The sequence below is a fragment of the Litorilituus sediminis genome (genome assembly GCF_004295665.1).
GTDB lineage: Bacteria > Pseudomonadota > Gammaproteobacteria > Enterobacterales > Alteromonadaceae > Colwellia > Colwellia sediminis.
In genome coordinates this window covers 1,578,899-1,603,678 of sequence record NZ_CP034759.1, presented here as the reverse complement: position 1 = coordinate 1,603,678, position 24,780 = coordinate 1,578,899, and the positions used below count along the sequence as shown (strand labels likewise).

Annotated in this window: 21 protein-coding genes; 15 read left to right on the top strand and 6 right to left on the bottom strand. The window is 40.2% G+C overall.

Annotation, left to right across the window (positions count from 1 at the left end; translation table 11 throughout):
• The first annotated feature begins 24 nt into the window (after positions 1-24).
• From EMK97_RS07165 to EMK97_RS07155, 3 genes are all read left to right on the top strand, one after another.
• Positions 25-2,682 carry a TonB-dependent receptor gene (locus tag EMK97_RS07165; RefSeq protein ID WP_130600752.1) on the top strand — a complete coding sequence of 886 codons (2,658 nt, stop codon included), beginning with the start codon at positions 25-27 and terminating at the stop codon, positions 2,680-2,682.
• Positions 2,683-2,767: 85 nt separating this feature from the next.
• Positions 2,768-4,291 carry a tryptophan halogenase family protein gene (locus EMK97_RS07160; protein ID WP_130600750.1) on the top strand — a complete coding sequence of 508 codons (1,524 nt, stop codon included), beginning with the start codon at positions 2,768-2,770 and terminating at the stop codon, positions 4,289-4,291.
• Between the two features lie 32 nt (positions 4,292-4,323).
• Positions 4,324-4,971, top strand: a complete 648-nt coding sequence (locus EMK97_RS07155; RefSeq protein WP_130600748.1) for a putative 2OG-Fe(II) oxygenase — start codon at positions 4,324-4,326, stop codon at positions 4,969-4,971.
• Between the two features lie 53 nt (positions 4,972-5,024).
• On the opposite strand, the gene EMK97_RS07150 is transcribed toward EMK97_RS07155, so the two are convergent.
• Positions 5,025-5,732: a SapC family protein gene (locus EMK97_RS07150; protein ID WP_130600746.1), complete on the bottom strand. Its 708-nt coding sequence runs from the start codon at positions 5,730-5,732 to the stop codon at positions 5,025-5,027.
• Between the two features lie 215 nt (positions 5,733-5,947).
• Here EMK97_RS07150 and EMK97_RS07145 point away from each other — a divergent pair, with 215 nt between their 5' ends.
• From EMK97_RS07145 to EMK97_RS07125, 5 genes are all read left to right on the top strand, one after another.
• Positions 5,948-8,635 (top strand): family 20 glycosylhydrolase, encoded by a 2,688-nt coding sequence (locus EMK97_RS07145; protein WP_130600744.1) that lies wholly within the window; start codon positions 5,948-5,950, stop codon positions 8,633-8,635.
• 229 nt (positions 8,636-8,864) lie between these two features.
• Entirely contained in the window at positions 8,865-9,767 is a 903-nt protein-coding gene (nagK, locus tag EMK97_RS07140) for an N-acetylglucosamine kinase (protein ID WP_130600742.1), read from the top strand.
• A gap of 60 nt (positions 9,768-9,827) precedes the next feature.
• Positions 9,828-10,958, top strand: coding sequence for an N-acetylglucosamine-6-phosphate deacetylase (nagA, locus tag EMK97_RS07135; protein ID WP_130600740.1), 1,131 nt, complete (start codon positions 9,828-9,830; stop codon positions 10,956-10,958).
• Positions 10,959-11,019: 61 nt separating this feature from the next.
• Positions 11,020-12,327, top strand: coding sequence for an N-acetylglucosamine MFS transporter NagP (gene nagP / locus EMK97_RS07130; RefSeq protein ID WP_170176732.1), 1,308 nt, complete (start codon positions 11,020-11,022; stop codon positions 12,325-12,327).
• 592 nt (positions 12,328-12,919) lie between these two features.
• Positions 12,920-13,129: a TIGR02922 family protein gene (locus EMK97_RS07125; protein WP_130600738.1), complete on the top strand. Its 210-nt coding sequence runs from the start codon at positions 12,920-12,922 to the stop codon at positions 13,127-13,129.
• A gap of 73 nt (positions 13,130-13,202) precedes the next feature.
• On the opposite strand, the gene ccmE is transcribed toward EMK97_RS07125, so the two are convergent.
• The 5 genes from ccmE to ccmA form a co-directional block, all read right to left on the bottom strand.
• Positions 13,203-13,730 (bottom strand): cytochrome c maturation protein CcmE, encoded by a 528-nt coding sequence (gene ccmE / locus EMK97_RS07120; RefSeq protein WP_130600736.1) that lies wholly within the window; start codon positions 13,728-13,730, stop codon positions 13,203-13,205.
• A gap of 59 nt (positions 13,731-13,789) precedes the next feature.
• Positions 13,790-14,017 carry a heme exporter protein CcmD gene (gene ccmD / locus EMK97_RS07115; protein ID WP_130600734.1) on the bottom strand — a complete coding sequence of 76 codons (228 nt, stop codon included), beginning with the start codon at positions 14,015-14,017 and terminating at the stop codon, positions 13,790-13,792.
• A 42-nt stretch (positions 14,018-14,059) separates the two neighbouring features.
• The gene (locus EMK97_RS07110; protein WP_130600732.1) at positions 14,060-14,806 is read right to left on the bottom strand and encodes a heme ABC transporter permease; all 747 of its coding nucleotides are present in this window, start codon (positions 14,804-14,806) and stop codon (positions 14,060-14,062) included.
• On the bottom strand, positions 14,806-15,519 hold the full coding sequence (gene ccmB / locus EMK97_RS07105; RefSeq protein WP_130604411.1) for a heme exporter protein CcmB: 714 nt from the start codon (positions 15,517-15,519) through the stop codon (positions 14,806-14,808). Before ccmB ends, EMK97_RS07110 begins: the two co-directional genes overlap by 1 nt.
• A 64-nt stretch (positions 15,520-15,583) precedes the next feature.
• The gene (ccmA, locus tag EMK97_RS07100; RefSeq protein WP_130604410.1) at positions 15,584-16,231 is read right to left on the bottom strand and encodes a cytochrome c biogenesis heme-transporting ATPase CcmA; all 648 of its coding nucleotides are present in this window, start codon (positions 16,229-16,231) and stop codon (positions 15,584-15,586) included.
• A gap of 324 nt (positions 16,232-16,555) precedes the next feature.
• Between ccmA and EMK97_RS07095 the strand changes: the two genes are divergently transcribed.
• The 7 genes from EMK97_RS07095 to EMK97_RS07065 all read left to right on the top strand — a co-directional run bounded on the left by EMK97_RS07095 (position 16,556) and on the right by EMK97_RS07065 (position 24,558).
• The gene (locus tag EMK97_RS07095; RefSeq protein WP_130600730.1) at positions 16,556-18,580 is read left to right on the top strand and encodes a heme lyase CcmF/NrfE family subunit; all 2,025 of its coding nucleotides are present in this window, start codon (positions 16,556-16,558) and stop codon (positions 18,578-18,580) included.
• A gap of 3 nt (positions 18,581-18,583) precedes the next feature.
• Entirely contained in the window at positions 18,584-19,132 is a 549-nt protein-coding gene (locus tag EMK97_RS07090) for a DsbE family thiol:disulfide interchange protein (protein ID WP_130600728.1), read from the top strand.
• Between the two features lie 4 nt (positions 19,133-19,136).
• The gene (locus EMK97_RS07085; RefSeq protein ID WP_425462183.1) at positions 19,137-19,628 is read left to right on the top strand and encodes a cytochrome c-type biogenesis protein; all 492 of its coding nucleotides are present in this window, start codon (positions 19,137-19,139) and stop codon (positions 19,626-19,628) included.
• A 16-nt stretch (positions 19,629-19,644) separates the two neighbouring features.
• Positions 19,645-20,913 (top strand): c-type cytochrome biogenesis protein CcmI, encoded by a 1,269-nt coding sequence (gene ccmI / locus EMK97_RS07080; protein WP_130600726.1) that lies wholly within the window; start codon positions 19,645-19,647, stop codon positions 20,911-20,913.
• A gap of 334 nt (positions 20,914-21,247) precedes the next feature.
• Complete coding sequence (gene hemH / locus EMK97_RS07075; protein WP_130600724.1) at positions 21,248-22,285, top strand: ferrochelatase; 1,038 nt, start codon at positions 21,248-21,250, stop codon at positions 22,283-22,285.
• Positions 22,286-22,484: 199 nt separating this feature from the next.
• Positions 22,485-23,549 carry a DNA polymerase IV gene (gene dinB, locus EMK97_RS07070; protein ID WP_130600722.1) on the top strand — a complete coding sequence of 355 codons (1,065 nt, stop codon included), beginning with the start codon at positions 22,485-22,487 and terminating at the stop codon, positions 23,547-23,549.
• Between the two features lie 163 nt (positions 23,550-23,712).
• Positions 23,713-24,558: a LysR family transcriptional regulator gene (locus EMK97_RS07065; RefSeq protein WP_130600720.1), complete on the top strand. Its 846-nt coding sequence runs from the start codon at positions 23,713-23,715 to the stop codon at positions 24,556-24,558.
• The last annotated feature ends 222 nt before the right edge of the window (positions 24,559-24,780 follow it).

The window sequence follows — 24,780 nt, the reverse complement described above, 5'->3', positions numbered from 1 at the left end:
CAAAACGTGTGTAAGGGAAAGTCGATGTCATCAAAAACATTTAAAAAAGGCATGCTAGCAAGTTCAATTGCTATGATCTTAGCTGGCGCATCATCGCAAGCTATTGCTGCTGATGAAGCTAATGCCGAAATAAACAAAGACGAAGTTGAAGTAATTCAAGTTACTGGTATTCGTGGTTCTAACCGTGCTAGCGTAAATGCTAAGCGTTTTGCTGATGCAGTTGTAGATGCTGTTTCTGCAGAAGATATTGGTCAGTTCCCTGATTCAGATGTTGGTCAAGCCTTAGGTCGTATTCCTGGTGTTACTGTAGGCCGTTCATTTGGTCAAGGTGCATCAGTATCAATTCGTGGTACAGATCCTGTGATGACATTAACTACCTTAAACGGTCAAAATGTTGCCTCAACTGGTTGGTACGATCAATTAAACATTGACCGTTCATTTAACTACTCAATGTTACCGTCTGAGTTAATTGGTGGCATGGAAGTTTATAAGTCAAGCCAAGCAAACCTAGTAGAAGGTGGTATTGGTGGTACGGTAATCGTTAAAACACGTAAGCCATTAGATATGGATGCCAACACTGTATTTGCTGGCTTAAAAGGTGAGTACGGTTCAATCAATGAAACAGTTTCTCCTGAGTTCTCTGGTTTATATAGCTGGAAAAACGATTCTGAAACATTTGGTATTTTAGTTGCTGGTTCATACGTAGATCGTGAATATTTACGTGTAGGTACTGAGTCTGATTTAGACTGGGGTGGTCGTTCTTCTATTCAGCCATCAAGCTTCTTACAAAACCAAGAGCGTACCGCATTAGATGCAACTATTCAGTATCGTCCTACTGATAACCTAGAGTTTGGCTTCCACATGTTATCTCTTGAGCTAGGTGCAGACAGCATCGGTGCCAACATGTACATCAACACTGACACTAACTGGGGTGCTGGTGAGTCAAACTGTCAACAATTTAACAATGCTGGTGTGTGTACTATTAGTGATACGCCAGAAAGCGCACCAACTGATGTGTTCTTCCAAAACTGGGCACGTAAAGGTGAAATGACTTCAGAGACGTTCGAATTTAACGTAAATTATGAAGGTGATGGTTTCGCTATCGCAGCTGTAGCTGGTAACACATCTGCTGAAGGTGGTACTCAAATGAGTGCAAACTTTGGTTACGGTTGGTGGGGTGACAACTTCGGTCAAGTGAAATGGGCTGGTAAAGTTGACGCAACTGGTAAGCAAATTGCGATTAACGGTCGTGATATGAGCTTCACACGTGATCAATTAGATACTACTGTTGGTACGTCACAGTGGACTGGTGTACAAGGTCCTAACTCAGATGAAGAAAAATACGTTCAATTAGATGTAGATTTCGACTTAGACTTAGGCGCAATCACTAAGTTTGAAACGGGTGTTCGTTATACTTCGCACGAATTTAAGAAGTCTTTCTACAATGCACGTTATACCGATGCTCCTAACTCATTTAATACTGAAGATTTATACTCAGGTACAATGAAGCTAGGCGCTGCTGAGTACACGATTCCAAAAGCAAACCTAGATGCTATGATTAATGGCACTTTAGATTTAGTTGACCACTTTACATACAACCGTCCAGGTTACGGTTTAATTGAAGAAGATAACTTCTCATTATACGGTATGTTCACTTTTGAAGGTGACGGTTTCCGCGGTAACTTCGGTTTACGTTATATCTACACAGATGTAACTTCACATGGTCATGAAATTGATAACTCACCAGAGGATGACTTACCAGCAAACGCAGGTTGGAGTGAAGAAGTTATTAGCCATAACGAAAGCTATAACGATGTATTACCAAGCTTTAACGTGTCATTTGACTTAGCACAAGACGTACTATTACGTTTCTCTGCTGCACAAGCGATTACGCGTCCTAGCTATGATAACTTATTCTTATCAGCGATTTCTGGTTATCCAGATGATCGTCAAGGTAACGAAGAAATCACTTACGGTAGCCCAGGTTTATTACCGATGAAATCTTCGCAAGCTGATTTAAGTATCGAGTACTACTACGGTGACGGTAACTTAGTGTCTGCAACTTACTTTGTTAAAGACATCAGTAACTTTATCGTTGCATCAACTGAGTTTGACCAACAAATTGGTGTACCAAACTTAGATATTGACCCTGAAGGTAATGTTGATAGCTGGACTATTCACCAGTACGAAAATGCTGGCGGTGGTACTATCGATGGTATCGAGCTACAAATTAACCATGCGTGGGATAACGGTTTTGGTGTAAACGCTAACTATACCTTCACTGACGGTGCCGCTCCTGCTGAAGTTTACACTGATAATATTGGTGTATTTACTGAGTCTTCAGACCATACCGCTAACTTAGTAGGTTACTGGGAAAATGATGACTTCTCTGCACGTGCTGCTTATAACTGGCGTTCAGAGTACATGGTTCGTGAATACGGTAAATACTATGGTAACCGTATGCATGATGACTTTGGTACTTTAGATCTTACCTTAGGTTGGAATGCAACTGATAACATCTTAGTTAAGTTAGAAGTAGTTAACTTAACGGGTGAAGACGATATCCAATACGGTGCAGCAGCTCCAGGTACTGATGTTAAACCAGCACTACAAGATGGTTACCCAACGTGGTCATTTAGTGGTGAAACTACGTACAAGTTAGGTGTTAGCTTTAACTTCTAATCTTAACTAGTTGAAATAAAAACCCAGTTTCGGCTGGGTTTTTTTATATCCGAAATTACTGATTTTTTCATGATGTGAGGACGTTATGCAAATAAAACGAATTGCCATTGTTGGGGCTGGCACTGCCGGTTGGTTGGCGGCAAACCACTTAGGCTCAGAGCTTAACGCAGAAGAAAATATTGAAATTACCGTCATTGAATCGCCAGATGTACCGACTATTGGTGTTGGTGAAGGCACAGTGCCTTATATCATGAAAGGATTAGAACGCTTTGGTATCTCTGAAGCTGAGCTTTTAGTCAGTTGCGATGCCACCTTTAAGCAAGGTATTAAGTTTGTTAATTGGCTAGACAGCGAAAAGCATGGTCAGGATAATTATTACTATCACCCATTTGATGCGCCATATCCGCAAGGCTTTAATGCCACGCCTTACTGGCTTGCTCACGAACAACACAGACCATTTGATGATGTCGGTATACAAGCGCGAGTATGTGAATTAGGGCTTGCGCCCAAGCTAAAGAGTTCAGGTGAGTATCAAGGGCAGTTGTCGTACGCGTATCATTTTGATGCGGCAAAGTTTGCCCAGCTATTAGCCAATAATGCCAAACAAAGATTTAAAGTACAGCATCAATTTGCCACGGTGACCGGAGCAAAATTGTGTGATAAGGGCAATATTAGCCACTTAGAAACTAAGCAGGGTGAGCTACTTGCTTATGATTTTTATGTTGATTGTAGCGGTTTTTCCTCAATTTTAATCGATAAAGCCTTAAAGGTACCTTTTATCTCTAAGGCTGATGAGCTACTAACCGATACGGTGTTGGTACAACAAGTCCCTATTTCAGAAGAGGAAGCATTAAACCCATATACTACCGCCACAGCACATAAAGCAGGCTGGATTTGGGATATTCCATTAACCACTAGGCGTGGTACTGGCTTTGTTTACTCCAGTCGTCATATGGATGAACAAGAAGCCAAAGCGCTTTATGCCGAGTACCTTGGCATTGATAGTAAAGATTTTAATCCTAGAAAGTTGCCTATGAAAATTGGCTATCGAGAAACCTTCTGGCAAAACAACTGTGTCGCCTTAGGCTTAGCGCAAGGCTTTTTAGAGCCTTTAGAAGCAACGTCAATATTGTTATCTGATTTTTCCGCGGAATTGTTAGCCCGTAACTTTCCGCGTGAGTTAGCAGAGATTGATTCAACAACTCCCTACTATAATGAGGTGGTTAGCTATGCGTGGCAACGCACTGTCGATTTTATTAAATTGCACTATTGCTTATCTGACAAGACCGACTCGGCATTTTGGTGTGAAAATCGCGATCCGGCAACTTACTCCGATGAGCTAATTCAAAGGCTTAATAAGTTTAAATCTAAACCACCACAGCAGTCAGATTTTTTTAGCCGTTTTGATATGTTCGATGATAAAAACTTTCTCTATGTGCTTTATGGTATGAAATATCAGACCAAAGCCCTTGCTATATCAGATGCAGAGCAACAACACAGCAAAAGCTTGTTGCTGCAAAATGATGACTTAGTTGCCAAAGCACCAGAGCATTTAATGAAACATAAAGATTGGCTGTTGGGCTTAAAAGCAGCGATGCAAGCTCGTTAATTGAAGCATGGTAAGATCAAAAGGTAACGCTTATGCAGCAACAGGTATTTAATCAAACTATTTGTGTGTATGATTTTGACGATTACGCTCAGCTTGAAACAAAAGTCGCCATGGACAATATTCTCGATGAATTATTTGCTTTACCTGAAGTGATTAACAAAGAAAATGTTGATGATGCTCAAGGGGGTAGGGCATTTTCCACAGTGCATTTATCGCAAAGTTTAGTGATCCCAGAAATTCTAAACTTTAAGCAAACCCGCTTAGGAGTTTGGATTCTAAGAAACCTATATCAATCAGCGCAAGCATTGGGTTTGGATAAAACCCGCAATATTAAAAAAATGAAGTATCATCGTACTTGGGTTAATCGAATGACAAAAGGTTGTGATGCCGTTGCCCATCGCCATGCTGGTGAAGATTGGTCTATTCCGCATTTAGTGGCCATATTCTACACTCAGGTTCCTGATGAGAGTGCTGATTTGATTTTTATCGATGATGATAATTTTGAGCTAATGCGGGGGGCTAGCGCTAAGGAATACCCCCTAGACAAGCAATATAAAATTGCATCAAAAGCAGGGCGTTTAGTGTGTCATGATGCTAAAGCCTTTCATGCAACTAGCGTGCATAATAGCGACTTGCCACGTAGTTGCATTATTATCGAGGTTGGTTTTCCACCACGTTAGTGATGATTTAGCCTAGAGTTGTCATAGGCTAAATCAACAGGTGCTGTATCGTATTACTTGTCTTTTTGCAGTTGCTTCATGGTTAAGCGGTTGATTTGGTGCAAAGAGTTTAGGTGGGCATAAATTAATGGTAATAAGCCCTTGCTTCGTATGTCTTCAAATTCTGGCGTTGCTAGCTCAGCTAGTTTCTTCTCGTCAATTAAATATAAGCCATTAATAGTAAGCGGTTGCTCATTTAATTTCACGGTTAATTGTTGTGATACAAGCAAGTCTTTTTGTGCGAAATATTGCGTGATGGCCGTGGTTTGTTGAGAGAATTGTGCTAGCTCAAGTAACGCATTTGAACGATTTTTTAAGAATTCAGTTTGCTCACCCTTATCATCAAACAGTGCCTGACCATCTTCTGAGTTGACTTGAGGATCATCTAAGTCAATGCAAACAGTAGCTTCGTTACTATCCTCACTAGCTTTAGCTAAAGAAAACGGGGCGTTTCTAAAGCCAAGCGGTGTCACTGGGCTATGCCATTCGTTTGTTTGACAGTATAAGTTTTCCCCTTCTTTTAAACCCATTAAAGCAACAGGAATAAATTGGCCATTGTCTGAATTTTTAACAAACACAATCGGGAATTCAGCAGCTAAAGGAGCAAACTCTTGTACAACAACGGGTATTAAGTGTTGTGCCTTAAAACGGCTAAAATCGTTACTTGCCGTTACTTTTAACGCTTTATGTGCTTCGTTATGCAGTGGGGTTTTATTACTCATAGGGAACAGCCATTCTATTTGATTAATTTTACGGATGAACTCAACATTTCAACATAAATGAACTCATCCGCCAATGTTTTTACTTGCTTAAGCATAATTAGTTTTGACAGCGCTGTCAAAACTGTGGAATAGTATAAATATCAGGCTGGTTTTTTTCAGCGCATAAGCACATTGATAGTTTCATCACTGCTGCTGATTTCAAGACGGAAGATATAATGAAGAAAAGATTTTTAGCATTAGCTATCGCATCAAGCTTAACTTTAATGGCATGTGACTCGAATACGCCTGCCAGTGAAAACAGCGTTAACAGTGAAACTAAGCAGGCAGAACATCCGTTAATAGCTTTACATTCTGCGACTGAAAAAGATGTTAAAGCAATTGCTGAAAGTTTGCAGGTTAAATATCAAGTATTAACCAATATTCCGTCTGAGCAGTGTAATAAAGATATTGCCGATGGCCTTTGTTTTGAAGCTGAAATTGCTTTTACTGCAACTAAAGCCATTAGCGCTAAAGATTGGCGTATTCATTTTAGTCAAATATCACCCATTCAGTCTTACGAAAGTGACCAGCTAAGTGTTAAACACCTTAATGGTGATTTACATTTGCTCACTTTAAAGGATAACTTTACAGGTTTTGCCCAGGGTGAAACTAAGCGCTTGCGCTTTAGAGCACAATACTGGTCACTGGCTGAATCTGATGCGATGCCAAACTATATCGTCAGTGCTGATAATAGCAAAGCGCATGTTATTGAAAGTACTAAACCTTATATTGACGAAGAAACTGGCTTAGAAATGCTGTCGCATGTTGTCGCTATTACTGATCATGAAAAACAGTTTAAGCGTAATGCCAAAGATAAGACCCAATGGCTAAATAGCGCATCTTTATACCAGCGTAACGCTGAGATGTTTGATAGTCATAAGCTAGCTTTACAGCCTACTATAGCCAAGCAAATAATTCCTACGCCTAAGTCGGTGACTTATAGAGATAACGGCGCGACAGTTGATGTAGCAAAAGGTTTGAAATTAGATTTGGGCAATGTCTCCCAGCAAGGTGTTGATGCAGCTTTAGCAAGATTAGCTGATTTATCTGTAAATATTAGCTCTGCAAAAGATGCCTTACCCTTGGTGCTTAATATTGCTGCGGATGATAGTAAGCCGATAGGTAGTTATCATTTATCGGTAACCGCTTCGGGGATTGCCGTTGAAGGTGTTGATGAAACTGGCGTGTTTAATGGTTTAATGTCGCTTGCCTCATTGGTTACTTTAGGCTCAAATTCATTGCCTTTGCTTGAGGTGGTTGATGAGCCGCATTATGCCTTTCGTGGTATGTTAGTCGACGTTGCTCGAAACTTTCACTCGAAAGCATTTATTCTTGATTTACTCGATCAAATGGCGGCATATAAGTTAAACAAATTACACTTACACCTTGGTGACGATGAAGGTTGGCGTTTAGAAATACCAAGCCTACCTGAGCTGACACAAATTGGCGCTAAACGCTGTTTTGATACCCAAGAGCAAAATTGCTTAATGCCACAGCTTGGTGCTGGTGTTGATGAAAACAGTTCAGTCAATGGCTACTACTCAGTTGCTGATTATCAAGAGATATTAAAGGCGGCAACAGCACGTCATATTCAGGTTATCCCATCGTTAGATATGCCAGGACATTCGCGTTCATCGGTTAAAGCTATGACGGCGCGTTATAAAAAATACCAAGCGCAAGAAGATGAAGCTAAAGCGAAACAATTTTTACTTGATGATTTTGACGATACCACCAAATACTCTTCTGTTCAGTTTTATGGTGATAACACCATTAATGTTTGTTTAGAGTCTTCATATGATTTCGTTATTGAAGTGATGACGCAAGTGAAGAAAATTCACGCTGAGGCTGGTCAGCCACTGACCCGTTATCATATTGGCGCTGATGAAACCGCGGGTGCTTGGGTTGATTCGCCTGCTTGTAAAGCCTTTGTTGCTAACAATGATAAAGGCGTTACCGATATGAAAGAGTTGGGCGCTTATTTTATTGAACGTGTTGCGGGTATCTTATCTGATCTTGATATTGAAACCGCTGGCTGGAGCGATGGCATGGAGCATACGCGCAAAGAGAATATGCCAGCCATTGTACAGGCTAATGCTTGGGATGCGTTATTTTGGGGCGGTCACTCAAAAGTACATGGCTTAGCAAATCGTGATTGGCAAGTGGTTATCTCAAGCCCAGATGCACTGTATTTTGACTTCCCGTATGAAGCAGATCCGAAAGAGCATGGCTATTACTGGGCATCTCGTCAAACTAACACTGAAAAAGTTTTCCAGTTTATGCCCGACAATTTGCCAGTACATGCGGAGTTCTGGTTTGATAGAAATGAAAACCCATATGAAGCTGATGACACTAAAACACCTTTGGTCAGCGGTACACGCTTTTTAGGAATTCAAGGCCAGTTATGGAGTGAAAATACTCGCACCGATAATACGGTAGAACATAAAGTCTTCCCACGTTTATTAGCACTTGCTGAAAGAGCATGGCATTTAGCTGATTGGGCTGTACCTTACAATTATCAAGGGGCGAAATATAGCCAAGACACGAATGCCTTTACTAGTGAAATGCAGCAACAGCGCGATAAGCAATGGCGCGTGTTTGCACAAACCTTAGGGCAAAAAGAATTTGCCAAGTTAGAGTTGGCTAATATTGATTATCGTTTACCGACGGTAGGCGCGATAATCAAAGCAGGTAAATTACATGCCAACATTGCTTTTCCAGGCTTAACGATTGAGTATCAAGTGGCAGATGGACAGTGGCAACGCTATCAAGGGCCAGTTGAAGTGACAGGTGATGTGAAAGTACGCAGCCGTAGCCTAAATGGTAATCGAGCAGGCCGTACCACATCAGTTAAGCAAGCAGGTTAAGTTTTTCGAAATCATACCAGTTGATAATTATTTAATTATCAACTGGTTACTTCTTTTATTTGGCAGAATGTAAAAAAAGCGCTGAATTTGTAAAAAAAGTAAATGACAACGCTGTCATTTGGCGATAAGATGAAAACAATCAAAAAGTGAGCGATATATTTTTCCCAAATATTAGGTGAGTATGTTTGTGAAAACTATATTGAGACAACATAGTTAGTTAGAGGTTGGTATGCTGAAAAGCAGTGATATAGACAATGAGTTATTTTTAGGTATTGATGGTGGCGGCAGTAAGTGTAAAGCCATTGTTATGAATAAAGATAACCAAATACTTGGTACTGGCATTGCAGGCCCAGGTAACCCTTTACATGGATTTGAACAAGCAACCAACTCAATTACCGAATCAGCCAAGCTGGCCTTAGAAGATGCAGGCTTAGCGCATATTGAATTAAATGAGCTTATAGCTGGTGTCGGTTTAGCAGGCGTTAATTTACCTGTACTCTTTGACAAAATGCAATCATGGCAACATCCGTTTAAGCACATGTATTTAGCAACAGATTTGCTTATTGCTTGCTTAGGCGCGCATCAAGGCCAAGATGGTGCTGTAATGATTTCAGGCACCGGTTCGTGCGGTTTCTCATGCATAGACGATGAAGAGTTTATTATTGGTGCACACGGTTTCCCACATGGTGATAAAGGCAGTGGTGCATGGTTTGGTTTACAAGCGGCTAAACATGTATTGCTCTCAATTGACGGTGTTATTGAACCATCAAGCATGAACCAAGTACTACTTAAGAAGCTTAATTGTAAAGATGATACCGAATTAGTCGAAGCCATCGCAGGTAAAGTGGCGACCTATTATGCACAACTGGCGAATCTTGTTTTTGATGCTGCTGAAGCAGGCGATAAGGTTGCGCTTGGTATAGTAGAAGAAGGCGCCGAATACATTAACAGTATTGCAAGAACGCTTTGGGCTAAGAATCCAAAGCGCATGTCAATGATTGGCGGTTTAACCCCGCGATTAAAGCCATGGCTTGCAAAAGAGATTCAAGCGCAACTGTCTGAGCCGTTAAGTCCGCCAGAGGTTGGTTCAGTTTTATTTGCCCGTAAGCAACACGCTAAACTTCAAGCGTAATGCTATTAAGTTGGTATACTCAAACACTAGTTTAAATAGAGCATAATTTTAGGATCATAAATGACACAATTACGCATTCATACGCCAAAATTATTTGATGGTGAACGCTTTTTACAAGAGCAAGTGTTAACTATTGCTGATGGCAAGATTTTGGCTATTGATGAAGATACCAGCCAAGTAGATATTGTTGCTAGCGGATTAGTTGTGCCAGGTTATATTGATTTGCAAGTCAATGGCGGTGGCGGTGCCTTATTTAATGATCAGCCCAGCGTAGCAAAGTTAAAAACTATTATGGCGGCACATGCCAAGTTTGGTACTACCGCTATGCTGCCAACATTAATTACCGATAAAGTGTCGGTTATGGCACAAGCTGCCGATGCTATTGCTCAAGCAATTAAAGAAAATGTTCCGGGTATTATTGGCGTGCATTTTGAAGGGCCGCACTTATCTGTTGCTAAAAAAGGCACTCATTGCGCGGATTATATTCGAGCAATTTCAGATGAAGAGTGGCAGGTGCTTTCTCGCCAAGATATTGGTGAGGTGATGGTAACTATTGCACCAGAAACGGTATCGCCAGCAGAAATTCAGCGCATGGTTGAGCTCGGCATTAAGGTTTGCCTCGGCCATACTAATGCGGATTACCAAACAGCTGAGCAAGCGGTCAATGCCGGTGCCAGTGGTTTTACTCATTTATTTAATGCCATGTCACCACTACAAGGGCGTGAGCCGGGGGTTGTTGGTTGTGCACTATTAAACGATGCTACAAGTTGTGGTTTGATCGTTGATGGTCACCATGTTGATTATGCCAGCTGTAAGCTCGCAATTAAGGCAAAACCTCAAGGGAAAGTTTTTTTAGTGACTGATGCCATGCCACCAGTAGGAACAGAGCAAACTCAGTTTGCCTTGTATGATCGCACCGTATATGTGGAAGATGGCAAGTTAACATCAACCACGGGTGAATTAGCTGGCTCATCACTTGATATGGCAACTGCGGTAAAAAATACCTATCAAGGTCTAGGTATCAGCCTTGATGAATCGTTGAAAATGGCAGCTTTATATCCAGCTCAGTATATCTATCAAGGTAAAGAGGTTGTTCGCGGTGAACTGAAAGTGGGTAAGCAAGCAGATTTTCTCATTTTAAATGATGACTTAACTGTGTCACAAACCTGGATTTCAGGTAAAGCACTGTAAAAACAAATACAAGATAACAATAATTATAAATACTCAATAACCGAATAATTACGAGGAAGTTATGGAAATGTCACTTACGCAAGATAAGCAAGAGAAGCAGAAAAGTAATGCCTTACCCATGATTATCGTGGCAGGGCTGTTTTTTATCTTAGGCTTTGCCACTTGGCTCAATGGCTCATTGATGCCTTATTTAAAACAAATTTTGCAATTAACGCCATTTCAAGCTTCGTTAATTCTGTTTTCATTTTATATTGCGGTTACTTTTACCGCATTACCTTCTGCCGCCATTATCCGCAGAGTTGGCTATAAAAATGGTATGGCGTTAGGTATGGCAACTATGATGCTTGCCGGATTATTGTTTATTCCTGCGGCGAAAACTCAAGTCTTTGCGCTATTTTTATTTGCGCAATTAGTTATGGGGGCAGGGCAAACCTTATTGCAAACTGCTGTTAACCCATACGTTGTCCGTATCGGGCCAGAAGAGTCAGCAGCAGCGCGTATTTCCATTATGGGAATTTTAAATAAAGGTGCAGGTGTGGTGGCGCCTATTGTGTTTACCGCGTTGATTTTAAGTGGCTTTAGTGATACCGCCAGTGGTGATTTATCACAAGAAAAGATTGACGCTATGGCAAATGCTTTAGTGTTCCCGTATTTAGGTATGGCGCTATTTATTGGTTTATTAGGTTTTGCGGTTAAAAAGTCTCCTCTACCAGAATTAGAAAAGGAAGCTGATGAGGGCGATAACAAAGGTCATATCAAAGAAGCCTTATCTCACCCTAACTTGGCACTTGGTGTACTGGCATTATTTTTCTATGTCGCGGTTGAGGTGATTGCAGGTGATACCATAGGTACTTTTGCACTATCACTAGGTGTTGAAAACTATAGTGTTATGACCTCTTATACTATGGGCTGTATGGTTATTGGTTATATCTTAGGTATTGTCTTAATCCCTCGTTATGTCTCTCAACAAACTGCGTTGATGGTCTCGGCAGCTTTAGGTGTAGTACTTAGTTTAGGTGTTGTCTTAGGGGATAATAACTCTTTTGCCATTGCTAATGCCTTATCGTTTATTTTAGGTGATGTTGCATTCCCTGATACCTTAATTTTGATTGCCTTTCTGGGTTTAGCTAACGCAATTGTCTGGCCAGCAGTATTTCCATTAGCACTTTCTGGTATGGGCAAGTTAACCAGTGTTGGTTCGGCATTACTTGTGATGGGTATCTCTGGCGGCGCATTTGGTCCTTTATTTTGGGGCTTAGCAAGCGGTACCTCAATGGGTCAACAAGGTGGTTATATCGTTATGCTACCTTGTTATCTGTTTATTTTATTTTATGCAGTAAAAGGCTGCAAAATGCGCTCTTGGAAATAAAGTTTTTGTTGTTTATTTGTTATTTAAGCTTGTCGTTAAGGTACAAGTGATTTTTAGCTAAGTACTACGGGGGCGTTTTACTTAGTTATCTGCTCTAGTGTTTAGTTTGTTAGGCTTTCATGTGGTTTAACAAGCTAAGCCGTTGAGGGTGCGTTAAACGGTCAGTTGATCGACCTCGGGTTTAGCTTGCTAGCCCGAGGTTTTTTTATGCCTTATTTTTGCTGAGTTAAACAGTATATTCACATAGGATACATGTTATTGCTTTTTGGTGTTTTAAATATGGGTTTCTGGTTGTACTAGTTGTCGACTAACTGGTCGTACCATAATGTGCTAAGACCATGTATAGAAATATACGCGTAACTGGTAACCAGCATGATTAGCTGAACAACCTCAGGTTTGCATAAGAAATGGTGCTAAAACTAACCGAATCAAAAAGTTATTGTTGTTTGTTATTTCTAGCTAGATATTTTTGTCTGAATTCAAGGCTTTTTGAAGTAGGAATAGCTGGCTATTTCTCTTCAAAGTAACGCAGAAGTCAGTAAAAATAACTGCTAGAAACACATGGCTTATGTGAAGCTGAGGTTGAATATATATGTGTGAAGCGCAGCGCAAAGTAACAGTCATTTATTGTAGTGATGGTGAATTAACCTTATACCGAAAGACGAAGAGCTTTGCGGTGAATGCCTACGGCGATATGATTATTCCGCAAGATTTTAAACAAGGAAAGACAATTGTCGCGCTATGTGAAGGTGATGTTGAAGTGATCAATAGCCTTGGTGATAGGCTAATAAGCGATTATTAGTAGCTTAATTTGCTTAAAGAGTATGACTTGATATGTTGCGCTAGCTAAGCATTTAGCTAGCGCTTTTTTATTGCTAGTTAGGTGTTTTCTCTAGCTGTTTTTCAGAGTAAGTTGCTTTGTGATGACCTTTACCTTCAGCCTCTGCTAATTCGGCCGGCATATAGTTTTCATCATGCTTAGCAAGTACTTCTGTTGCTTCAACACTTAGCCCAGTTAAGTTATGTTTAACCAGTTCGCCGTTGGCAACAATACCTTGCCCTTCACGAAATAAATCAGGCAAGATTCCTTCATAGTACACAGTTATTCTTGGCTCACCTTCATCAAAAGTCATTGGGGTTTTCATATCAGATAGCTTAAAGCTTACTTTTAAGCTTTCTGGATCACGCTTAACCGAGCCAGGTACAACTAGGCCACCAATACGAATACGTTGACCAATACTTGGCTTCATACCTGTATCTTTTTTACCTTGAGTGATTTCAGAAGGGGTAAAGAAAAGATCAATGTTTTGGCTTAATGCAAAAAGTACTAGGCCGGCAACGGCACCTATGCCTATCAACACTGAGCCTACTATGGCAAGACGCTTTTTACGACGTGGGTTCATGGGTTTACCTCAATTACAAAATTTAAAACTGGTTAGTAAGCCAACTATTTAACAAGCTATTAAGGCGCTGCTTGCTGGCTTTGCTGTTGTTTACGTTGCTCACGCGCTTGGCGCAGTTTATCTTCACGTTGCTTGCGTTTGGCAATATTGTTTATGGTTCTTTGATGTCCTGATTTTGAGTCTAAGAACAGGATAACAAGTAGCAAGGCAGCGACACCGAAAGAAAGCCAGACATAAAAGCCATAACCACCCATATTGATAAATTCACTAAAACTACTAAATTGCATGTGCTCTCTCCAGCTATTCGCTAGCCTTAATTATAAATTAACTTATTTAGTTGCTTGTTCACTAACTAATTCACGTACCCAAGGACGAATACTATTACGTGCTAAAATTTCACTTCTAAAGCGTAAACAAACAATCACAGCCACCAACATTGAAAAACCTAAGAAGCAAAATAAGAAAGGCCATAGCATATCTAACGACATGGCAGGCTTACCTAATTTACTTACGGTTGAGCCTTGATGAAGGGTATTCCACCACTCAACAGAGTATTTAATGATAGGTAAATTAATTGAGCCTACTAAGGTTAAAATGCCAGCCGCTTTACCTGCTAAGTTTTTATCTTCAAAAGCGCTGTGTAAGGCGATAACACCTAAATATAAAAACAGTAAAATAAGCTCTGAGGTTAATCTGGCATCCCAAATCCACCAAGTACCCCACATAGGTTTACCCCAGGCAGCACCGGTAATTAAAGCGATTGCAGTGAATACTGCACCTACTGGCGCCATAGCAGCAGCAGAGGCGTCAGCCAGTTTTAGTTGCCAAACAAGGCTACAAAAAGCGGCAATAGCCATACCCAGATATATGCCCATTGAAAGTGAAGCAGCAGGGACATGAATGTAAAAAATGCGGAAACTTTCCCCTTGCTGATAATCAGCAGGTGCGAATAATAATGCCCAAACCAGACCAATTGAAAGCAGTATCGCGGCTAAGCCACTAAACCAAGGTAATAAGCGTCCAGTGAAGTGATAAGATACTTCAGGGTTTGCGTAAGGATGTAACCATTTCCACATTAGTTTGTACTCACTTTTAAAGCTGCCCCAACAGCAAATGGGGCTAATGTAATAGAACCAAAAAATAGTGCTGCAATAATAGCTAGTTGTCCGCTATAAGGAAGGCCTAGTGCTGCGGTATCAATTGCGCTGGTGGCAAAAATCAATACAGGAATATAAAGCGGTAAAACCAGCAAGCTGAGTAACACGCCGCCTTTTTTTATGCCAACCGTTAAGGCGACACCTACCGCGCCAAGTAAGCTTAATACCGGCGTGCCAAGTAGCAGAGTTAACATTAACGCGCCATAACTTTGCTCATCTAAGTGGAGTAATACTGCTAGCAAGGGGGCGATAAAAATCAGCGGCAAACCGGTAATTAGCCAGTGGGCAATAACTTTTGCAAGCACGAGCAAAAAGACTGGGTGAGGGCTAAGTAGCATTTGTTCTAACGAGCCATCAGCGTAATCAGATTTAAATAGTCTATCAAGCGATAATAGCGTGGCTAAAAGCGCGGCCACCCAAATAATACCAGGGGCAATTCTACTGAGTGTTTGCTGTTCAGGACCAATTCCTAGCGGGAATAAAGTCACGACAATAATAAAAAATAGTAGTGGGTTGATAATATCATCACGATGGCGCAAGGCGATGGTTAAATCACGCTTTAATACCAGTAAGAAGGCGTGACGATAAGACAGTGTTGGCAAAGATTGTTGTTTGTCACTTTGCTTGGTCATTATAGTGTGCTCTTGATTATGGCTTAGTTCTGCTTTGCTATTCATCTGCGTAATGTCTCATCGCTTACTCAAAAGCATATTCTAGGGTGACTTTCTTAACTTGCTCAGCAGGTATGGTGATTAAATCTTGATGCGTCGTTAATATAACACAGCCTCCGCGTGCTGCATGTGCCGAAAAAAGCGCTTCTAAACTGGCAACACCTTGTTTGTCGATGGCGGTAAATGGCTCATCTAATATCCAAATTGGTGCGCTACTTTGGTATAAGCGTGCTAAAGCAATGCGTCTGTGTTGGCCTGCACTTAAGTGTGATGCTAGGCTATCTTCAAAGCCGAGTAAGTTGACTTTGGTTAGGTTTTCTAAGCATTGTGAGGTATCTATGCCGTGCAGTGCTAGATTAAAGTTAAGATTTTCTTCTGCGCTCATCTCACCTTTTACGCCGGGTAAGTGACCAAAGTAGAGTAAGTGCTGATGATATTCTTCACGACAATGACTAATTGGCGTGTTTTTAAAGCAAACATCACCATCATAGGGTTGCGATAAACCGGCCAGTATACGTAATAAACTGGTTTTTCCTGAGCCGTTTGGCCCTTCAACTTGCACAATATCACCGGCATTAATTGCTAGATTGAGCTCGTCAAATAATAAACGCTCTTCTCTAATGCAGGTTAAATTTACGCCACTGAGTAAACTAACTTGCTTATTTTTATCGATGTTTTTTTGTGCTTGGGTCACGTCTGTTATTTCTTTCAAAGCTTATATCTAAAAGGCTGTGGCAAATATTAACCCATGTTTGTCGAATAATTCTTGATATGGATCGTATAATCACTTTGCATGATATCATACCATAGCCAGCGAAATGCAAACTAAATTAACATGTGTAAAGATGTAACATTATGAAACAACTTGACCATGATAATTGAGTTAATATTTTTGCGACGAAAATGCTAAAATCGGCATTCTTTTTAAACTTAGATTGAAATAGCTTGTTAAGAAATAGAATGTTATTCATTTTCTTGAAGTAAAGCGGAGAAATACATGATACCTGATTTGGTACCAATCCTCATTCCTGAGCTCGGACATTTTGCGTTAATTATTGCGCTTGCTTTTGCGGTTTGTTTAAGCATAGTGCCATTAATTGGTTTGCAATGTGCACAAGATAGCGGTCTTAGAAAACTAATGACCTTTGCTAAGCCATTAACCTTTGGCATGTTTATATTTACTGCCATCAGTTTAGTTATCTTAGCTTATAGCTTTGTTGTCGATGACTTTTCTGTCAAATATATTGCCAGTCACTCAAATAGTCACTTACCTTATTATTTTAAGATTAGTGCTGTATGGGGCGGACATGAAGGTTCATTATTACTCTGGGTATTTTCGTTAACCGCTTGGACAATGGCTGTTGCTAAATATTCAAATGGTATTGAGGAAGAGTTTATAACACGTGTATTAGCGGTAATGGGCATGATAGCCGTTGGTTTTATCGCCTTTACTTTACTTACTTCAAACCCATTTGAACGATTATGGCCAAATGTACCGGTAGAAGGCAGAGACTTAAACCCACTATTACAAGATGTTGGTTTAATTGTTCACCCGCCGTTACTGTATCTAGGTTATGTTGGTTTTGCCGTAGCTTTTGCTTTTGCTGTTGCGGCGTTGATGTCTGGTAAAATGGATGCTGCATGGGCACGTTGGTCTCGTCCATGGACAGTTGCCGCTTGGATGTTCTTAACCTTAGGTATCGCGCTTGGAAGTTGGTGGGCTTACTATGAACTTGGCTGGGGCGGCTGGTGGTTCTGGGATCCAGTTGAGAATGCTTCATTTATGCCGTGGTTAGTTGGTACTGCGTTAATTCACTCGCTCGCCGTGACCGAAAAACGTGGTACTTTTAGAAACTGGACCATTCTTCTTGCTATATTTGCCTTTGGTTTAAGCTTGTTAGGTACTTTCTTAGTACGTTCTGGCGTCATCACCTCTGTGCACTCGTTTGCGGCAGACCCATCTCGTGGTATCTTTATCTTAATGCTACTAGCCATTGCCATGGGCGCATCATTAACCTTATATGCCTTTAGAGCAAATACCGTGGCAAGTTTTTCACGTTTTGCGTTTTTCTCCCGCGAAACTGCCTTGCTTTTATGTAATGTTATTTTAGTGGTTGCGACAGTAACTGTGTTACTAGGTACCTTGTATCCGCTATTAATTGATGCCTTAGGTTACGGTAAAATCTCTGTTGGTCCTCCGTACTTTAATGCGGTATTTATCCCTATTATGAGCTTGCTCTTTATTGTTATGGGCATAGGTCCACTGATTCGCTGGAAAAAAGCTAAACAAGGTGAGTTAAGCAAGCAAATTTTAAAACCATCAGTTATCAGTATTGTTACTGGTATTGCTTTCCCGTTTATTTATGGCGGTGAGTTTAATGCGCTAGTTTCTATGGGCATGATTTTAGCTATCTGGGTATTCCTAGTTGTCGTGAAAGAAGTACGTAATCAATACAAGCAAACTGGCAAGCTAACCATGAGTCATATAGGTATGGCGGTTGCTCATGCGGGTATTGCGTTCACTATTGTCGGTGTCACCATCGTTTCTATGTACGAGAACGAAGTGAACGTGAAAATGGCCGTTGATGAGAAACTGTCGGTATCAGGTTATGAAATTGAATTTAAAGGCATTAAGCATGTTGAAGGCCCTAACTATAGTGCTGAGCAAGGTCAAATTAATGTTTATAAAAATGGTGACTTTGTTGCTTTATTAAAACCTGAACGCCGTGCTTATCGCGTACAAACTATGGGCATGACTGAAGCAGGTATTGATCCTGGCTTATTTAGGGACGTATATGTTGCTCTAGGTGACCCACTTCCTGATGGTGCTTGGGCAGTACGTATTCATTACAAGCCATTTGTCCGCTGGATTTGGTTAGGGGCGATCTTTATGAGTATTGGCGGTATTTTATCTATGTTTGATAAGCGTTATCGTCAAAGAAAGTCAGCAAAAGCCAATAAAACGGTAGTGGCTGATGCTGTGACTAATAAAGTGATCAATCAACAGCCATCGGAGGCATAAACTATGGGTAAGTTAATTCGTTTTTTACCGCTTATTTTAGTGATTGCTTTAGGTGTGGTGTTATATCGTGGCTTGTCATTAAACCCACAAGATATGCCTTCTGCCTTGGTAGGCAAGCCTATGCCGCAGTTTTCTTTACCTACCTTAAATAATAGCGAGAGAATTGTCACCAGTGCTGATTTAAAAGGGGATATTGTTTTACTGAATGTTTGGGCAACTTGGTGTCCAACGTGTAAATATGAGCACCCATATTTAGTTGATATTGCTAAAAATCCACAGTTAAAGCTGTATGGCCTTAACTACAAAGATGAACGCGCTGCAGCACAAGAATGGCTGACCGTATATGAAGACCCTTATATGTTCTCTATTTTTGATGACGTAGGTACCTTAGGTTTAGATTTAGGTGTTTATGGTGCGCCAGAGACCTTTGTCATTGATCATCACGGTATTATTCGTAAACGCTTTGCAGGTGCTATTGATACTCGTGTTTGGCGTAAAGAGTTTGAGCCTTTGATCGCACAGCTTATTAGTGAAAAGCAGCAAGGAAAGTAACTTAATGACTATGATGAATAAAACATTATCAAGCATCTTAGTGATGTGTACTGCATTTTATCTAGTAATAGCTGCTATCGGCACAGCGAATGCAAGCCCGGTAGATACTTATGTGTTTGAAGATGAAGTGATGAAGATTCGTTTTCAGGCATTAAGTAAAGAGCTACGTTGCCCTAAATGTCAAAACCAAAACTTGGCTGATTCCAATTCACCTATTGCCGCTGATTTAAGACGCGAGCTGTATGATTTATTAAAGCAAGGTAAGGCAGATAGTGAAATTGTTGACTTTATGGTGAATCGCTACGGCGAGTTCGTGTTATATCGTCCAAAAGTATCTGAATTAACCTATGTATTGTGGTTTGGTCCTGCGGTGTTAGTGCTGTTAGCAATTATTGTCGTGATTGTTGTCGTTCGCAGAAAACCGGCCAACAAAGAAAAACTGGCATTAAGCTCAGAGCAACAAGATAAGCTAAAGCAGCTATTAAAAGATAAGTAGAGAAGTAGATACTATTATGGAATTCGTACTGATAAGCCTTGGTTGTTTAATTTTGTTGTTAGCCGTTGTTTGGCGACCTTTTTTTAAACAATATAAGCAAGCAAATCAAAGCAGTGTAGATGTTGGCTTACGCAAGCAAACCAACATAGATTTATATCACGAGCATAAGAAAGAAATTGAGCAAGACTATGCTGATGGTGGTATCGATGAAGAGAACTATCAATATTTATTAGCTGAGCTAGACAGCACCTTATTGCAAGATATTGAAAACAATGACTTAGAGTCAACGCAAGCGGCGACACAAGCTAATAAGCAAGTATTTTCGATATTTTGGCCTGTTGGCATAAGCTTATTTATATTAGCATTTTCATTTGCTTTATATACCAAGCAAGGCACTTATGAAACCTTGACCCGTCAAGCGCCAGCAGATAGCCAACATATGTCTGCACAGCAAAGCCAAGAGCAAAGAGCACAACAAGCATTGGCCTATATTGATGAATTGAAATTGCACTTAAAAGATAACCCGAACGACGGTGAAGCTTGGTATAACTTAGGGCAAACATTAATCAGCGTTGCTGATTTTGATGCCGCCATTGCCGCGATTGACCAAGTAATTCGCATTGAAGGTGAGCATGCTGATTTAATTGGTACTAAGGCGCAAGCAAGTTATTATCGCAATAATCAACAGATTGATGAGCAAGTCCAGCAATATATAGATAAAGCGTTAGCGTTAGATCCGGCAGATCCTTCTACCAATATATTACTGGGTATGCATAACTTTATTGAGGGCAATTTCCAGCAGGCAATCGTGCATTGGCAATTAGTAATTGATGCAAATAAACCTGGCGTTAATACCGCAGCGTTGCAAGAAGCGATTGCAGAAGCGAATAAGCGCATGAATATGCCACAAAGTCAGCAGCAGGCCGTTGCAGGTCCGCAGCTTAAGCTGAATGTTACCTTGTCAGATAGCATAGCTAAGCAGCTAGAGCAAAGTGAAGATAAAGTCGTGTTTGTTTATGCTGTACCGACTGATGGTCGCCGCGTACCACTTGCGGTAGTAAAAATGATGTCGAGTGATTTGCCCACTCAAGTTGTCTTGAGTAATCAACAAGCTATGACACCTGAAACTAACTTAAGTAGTGTCGAGAATGTCCACTTATATGCGATAGTTTCTAGTCAAGGTGGTGTTGGTATCAAGCCTGGTGACTTTAAAGGACAGTTACTTAATATCGACGTGAATTCTCAAGAAATCATTGAGTTATCTATAGATCATCAAGTAGAGTAATTAATACTTGTTATTTCGGCATTTTTATAAGGGCGGCATGAGTCGCCTTGAATACCAATTGAATTAATTATTTGATCATTCAGCGAGAATTAAAAGGCTTATAGGCAAGGCATTGATTGCAGAGAATGGTTATTCCCTTGTCAAAATCAATAACACAGCATATATGCCTTTTAAACTCGCCCTTGGGAGCTTGTCAGGAAGATGATAATTTCACAAATTTCTTGGCTGGAGAATGACTACAGCGGCATCAATTTGCTTTATTCTCACCTCCCTGACACAGCTCTGAACTGGTCAAATAACTATTTCACTTGGTATATTTTTTGGAACAATAATAATGAAGTCTAGATTTTCCGCTGCCCTAGGTGTTACCTCTAAGGTAAAAACAGGCGTTTTACTTACTAATTTAGGTTCTCCAGAAGCGCCAACAGCGCCAGCTTTGCGTAGTTATTTGCGCGAGTTTTTATCAGATCCGCGCGTGGTGGAAATCCCTCGCATTATCTGGCTGATTATTTTACACGGTATTATTTTACGAGTAAGGCCAGCAAAGTCTGCCAAGTTATACCAAAGTATTTGGACAGATAATGGCGCACCTTTGATTGAAATAAGCAAAAAGCAGCGTGATAAAGTCGCTACGCGCCTTCAAGCTGAGTATGGTGAAGATGTGGTGGTTGAACTTGCTATGCGTTATGGTCAGCCAAGCATTAGCAGTGCTTTACAAAAGTTAAGACAACAGGGCGTTGAAAATATTATTGTCTTGCCCCTGTATCCTCAATATGCGTCACCAACAACAGGCTCAACCTTTGATGCCATTAGTCGAGAGTTAACTCAGTGGCGATGGCTGCCTAATATTCATTTTTTAAGTGGTTATCATACTAATAAAAAGTATATTGCCGCATTAGCCAATTCAATTATTGAACATGTTGAGCAACACGGTCAGCCAGATAAATTTGTTTTGTCGTACCATGGTATGCCAGAAGCATTTCGTCAGTGGGGAGATCCCTATTATGACAAATGTCTTGAAACGACTAAGTTGCTTGTTGCACAAGTTAATAAAACCATTAACATTTCTGAAGAATGCTTTCTTAGCTGTTTTCAATCTCGTTTTGGTAATGCGCCCTGGTTACAGCCTTATACGGATGAGGTTTTAGAGCAATTACCGCAGCAAGGTAGTAAGCATATTGCTATTTTGAGCCCTGCCTTTAGTGCTGATTGTTTAGAAACCCTTGAAGAGCTTATTTGTGAGAATAAAGAAGTTTTCATTGAGGCAGGTGGTAAGCAGTACCATTATATTGCTGCGTTAAATGAGCGTGATGATCATATTGATGCCATTGTTGATGTATTACAGCCAGCGCTCAATTCGGCATGTAAGTAATTTATAGCCTTATATAAATAAACAATAGAAGTACTTGCCAATTTTGAAATTCATCGTATACTGTTTTTACATACAGTGTTTGGTGGCGAGGGTAAAGGCAAAGAGCAGAAAGATTATGTGTATCGATATAAATCGTTAATGTCAAAAAAATATATGCGTACATAAGTTTTTGATCATCAAATGCCCTCTTATTAACTTCATGCAGAAAAAGATCGCGCACATTGATATGGATGCATACTATGTCTCGATTGAAATCAGAGACAATCCATCTTTAGCTAATAAGCCAGTTGCTGTTGGCGGTAAATCTAATCGAAGAGGGGTTCTCTCAACCTGCAATTATATTGCAAGACAGTATGGCGTTAGCTCGGCGATGCCAATTGGATTGGCACTTAAAAAATGCCCTGATCTTGTTGTCGTCCAGGGAAGAATGGAGGTGTATAAAGAGACTAGCCAAATTATTCATAGCATATTTGAAAAATACACAGATAAAATCGAGCCATTGTCACTCGATGAAGCCTATTTAGATTTATCTGAATCCTCACTTCATCAAGGATCTGCGACCTTAATTGCCCAGGAAATAAGAGAGGAGATTCTAAAGGCTACAGGCTTAACAGCTTCGGCAGGGATTGCTCCGCTTAAATTTGTCGCTAAAATCGCTTCCGATCTTAACAAACCCAATGGTCAATGTACCATTGTACCAGAGAATATATGGCAGTTTTTAGAAACGTTGCCACTAAAAAAGATCCCCGGTGTAGGTAAGGTAACTTTTGATAAGCTTAAGGAGCTTGGGTTTGAAACTTGCGGTGATATAAGGCGTTCTGATGAAGGTTTCTTGGCAAGCAAGTTTGGAAAGTATGGTCACGTACTATGGAAGCGAAGTCACGGAATAGATGATAGAGAGGTGCAAGTATCACATATACGAAAGTCCGTAGGGGTTGAGAGAACTTTTGAGTTTGACATCAGTGAGCAGAGTGAACTTGAATCGATAATAGTTGACAAGTTATTGCCAGAATTGAGGCGTCGTTCATCGAAGTACCTTGAGACTCGTGCTATGAGTAAGCTTGGCGTAAAGGTTAAATTTAACGACTTTCAACAAACAACAAAAGATCAGAAAGCTAGTGAAATTAGTTTAGATTTGTTAAAAGTATTGTTATTGGAAGCAATGAGTAGGGGAAAGGGAAAGCCTGTAAGGTTACTTGGTATTCATATCGGGTTAAAAGAGCCTGAGGAAAATAGCGTCCAGCTCGGCTTAGAGTTTGACTAATACTAAACCTTAGCCATATATAAAAACAGAGTTAATCTTTTCACAAAAGCAAACCTAAATAGTGTTTGCAGAATGTAAGAGAAAAGACATTCATTAAAAAATATTTGTTGCCACGACTACTTTTAATTACATTAGCGACATTGATGAATGACGGACATAACAAATGGATACCCGAGTTTTTAAGACTTTCATAGCGGTAGCAGAAAATAAGCACTTTGGCCGTGCTGCTGAAACCTTATATATCACTCAAGCGGCGGTAAGCGCTCGTATAAAACAGTTAGAAGAATTTTACTCTACTCAATTGTTTGTAAGAGAGAAAAACAATTTACGTCTCACGCCCTCAGGCGAAGCATTGATTGCTCATGCCTATTTGATGGTGAGTCAAATGGAGCAATCTAAACTAGCAATTTCATTAGCCAACCACCAAAAAACTTCTTTCAACATTGCAGCTACGCCGAATGTATGGGATGCATTTTTTAGTAATCGTATTCATGATGCGATGGAGCTCTTTGTCAATGTTGCACTAGGCACTGAAATTTCGGTTAGAGAAGTCATTCAAAGAAAATTAGATGATAAAAGTTTAGATGTTGGACTCTTAATGGATCCAATAAAAGACGATGATTTTACTAACGAACTTATTGGGCATTTCGATTTATCTCTCGTCGGTAGTCAACCTGAATTTGACAAAAATGTTGAAGATTACATATTAGTTGATTGGGGAATTACTTTTAAAAAGGAGCATGCTTTACATCATAAAGTCACGCCTCATTTTAAAACCACTGCGGCAATGATTGCCCTTGAAGTTATTATGTCAAAAGGGGGATTTGCCTATTTGCCGACAGAGCTGATTAAGGAGTATGTTGAATCATACGAGTTATTTGAAATAGAAGCCCCTGTTCAAATTAAGCGTTCAATTTTTATGGTTTATAGAAAAAACAATAACAATGAAGATTTAATTAATAGGCTGAAGGAGCTTTTTGTAAAGATTGCCGTCAATAAAAAACCTTAATTTTATGAGGCTCAATGTCAATCACTCTTTTGACATTATTCGAGAAGACACTGGTATAATGCCAATCGAATTAGTTGTTCAATTAAAAGGTAAACCGCAAGAGTATTGTAGTGGGTTTAAAGAGGTTGCAAAGCGTTATAACGCATTAATTGAAAATAGGCTCGATGTAAGATTGCAGGCCTTGAGCCAAGTGTTAAGGTATCAACAACAGACATAGGCAAG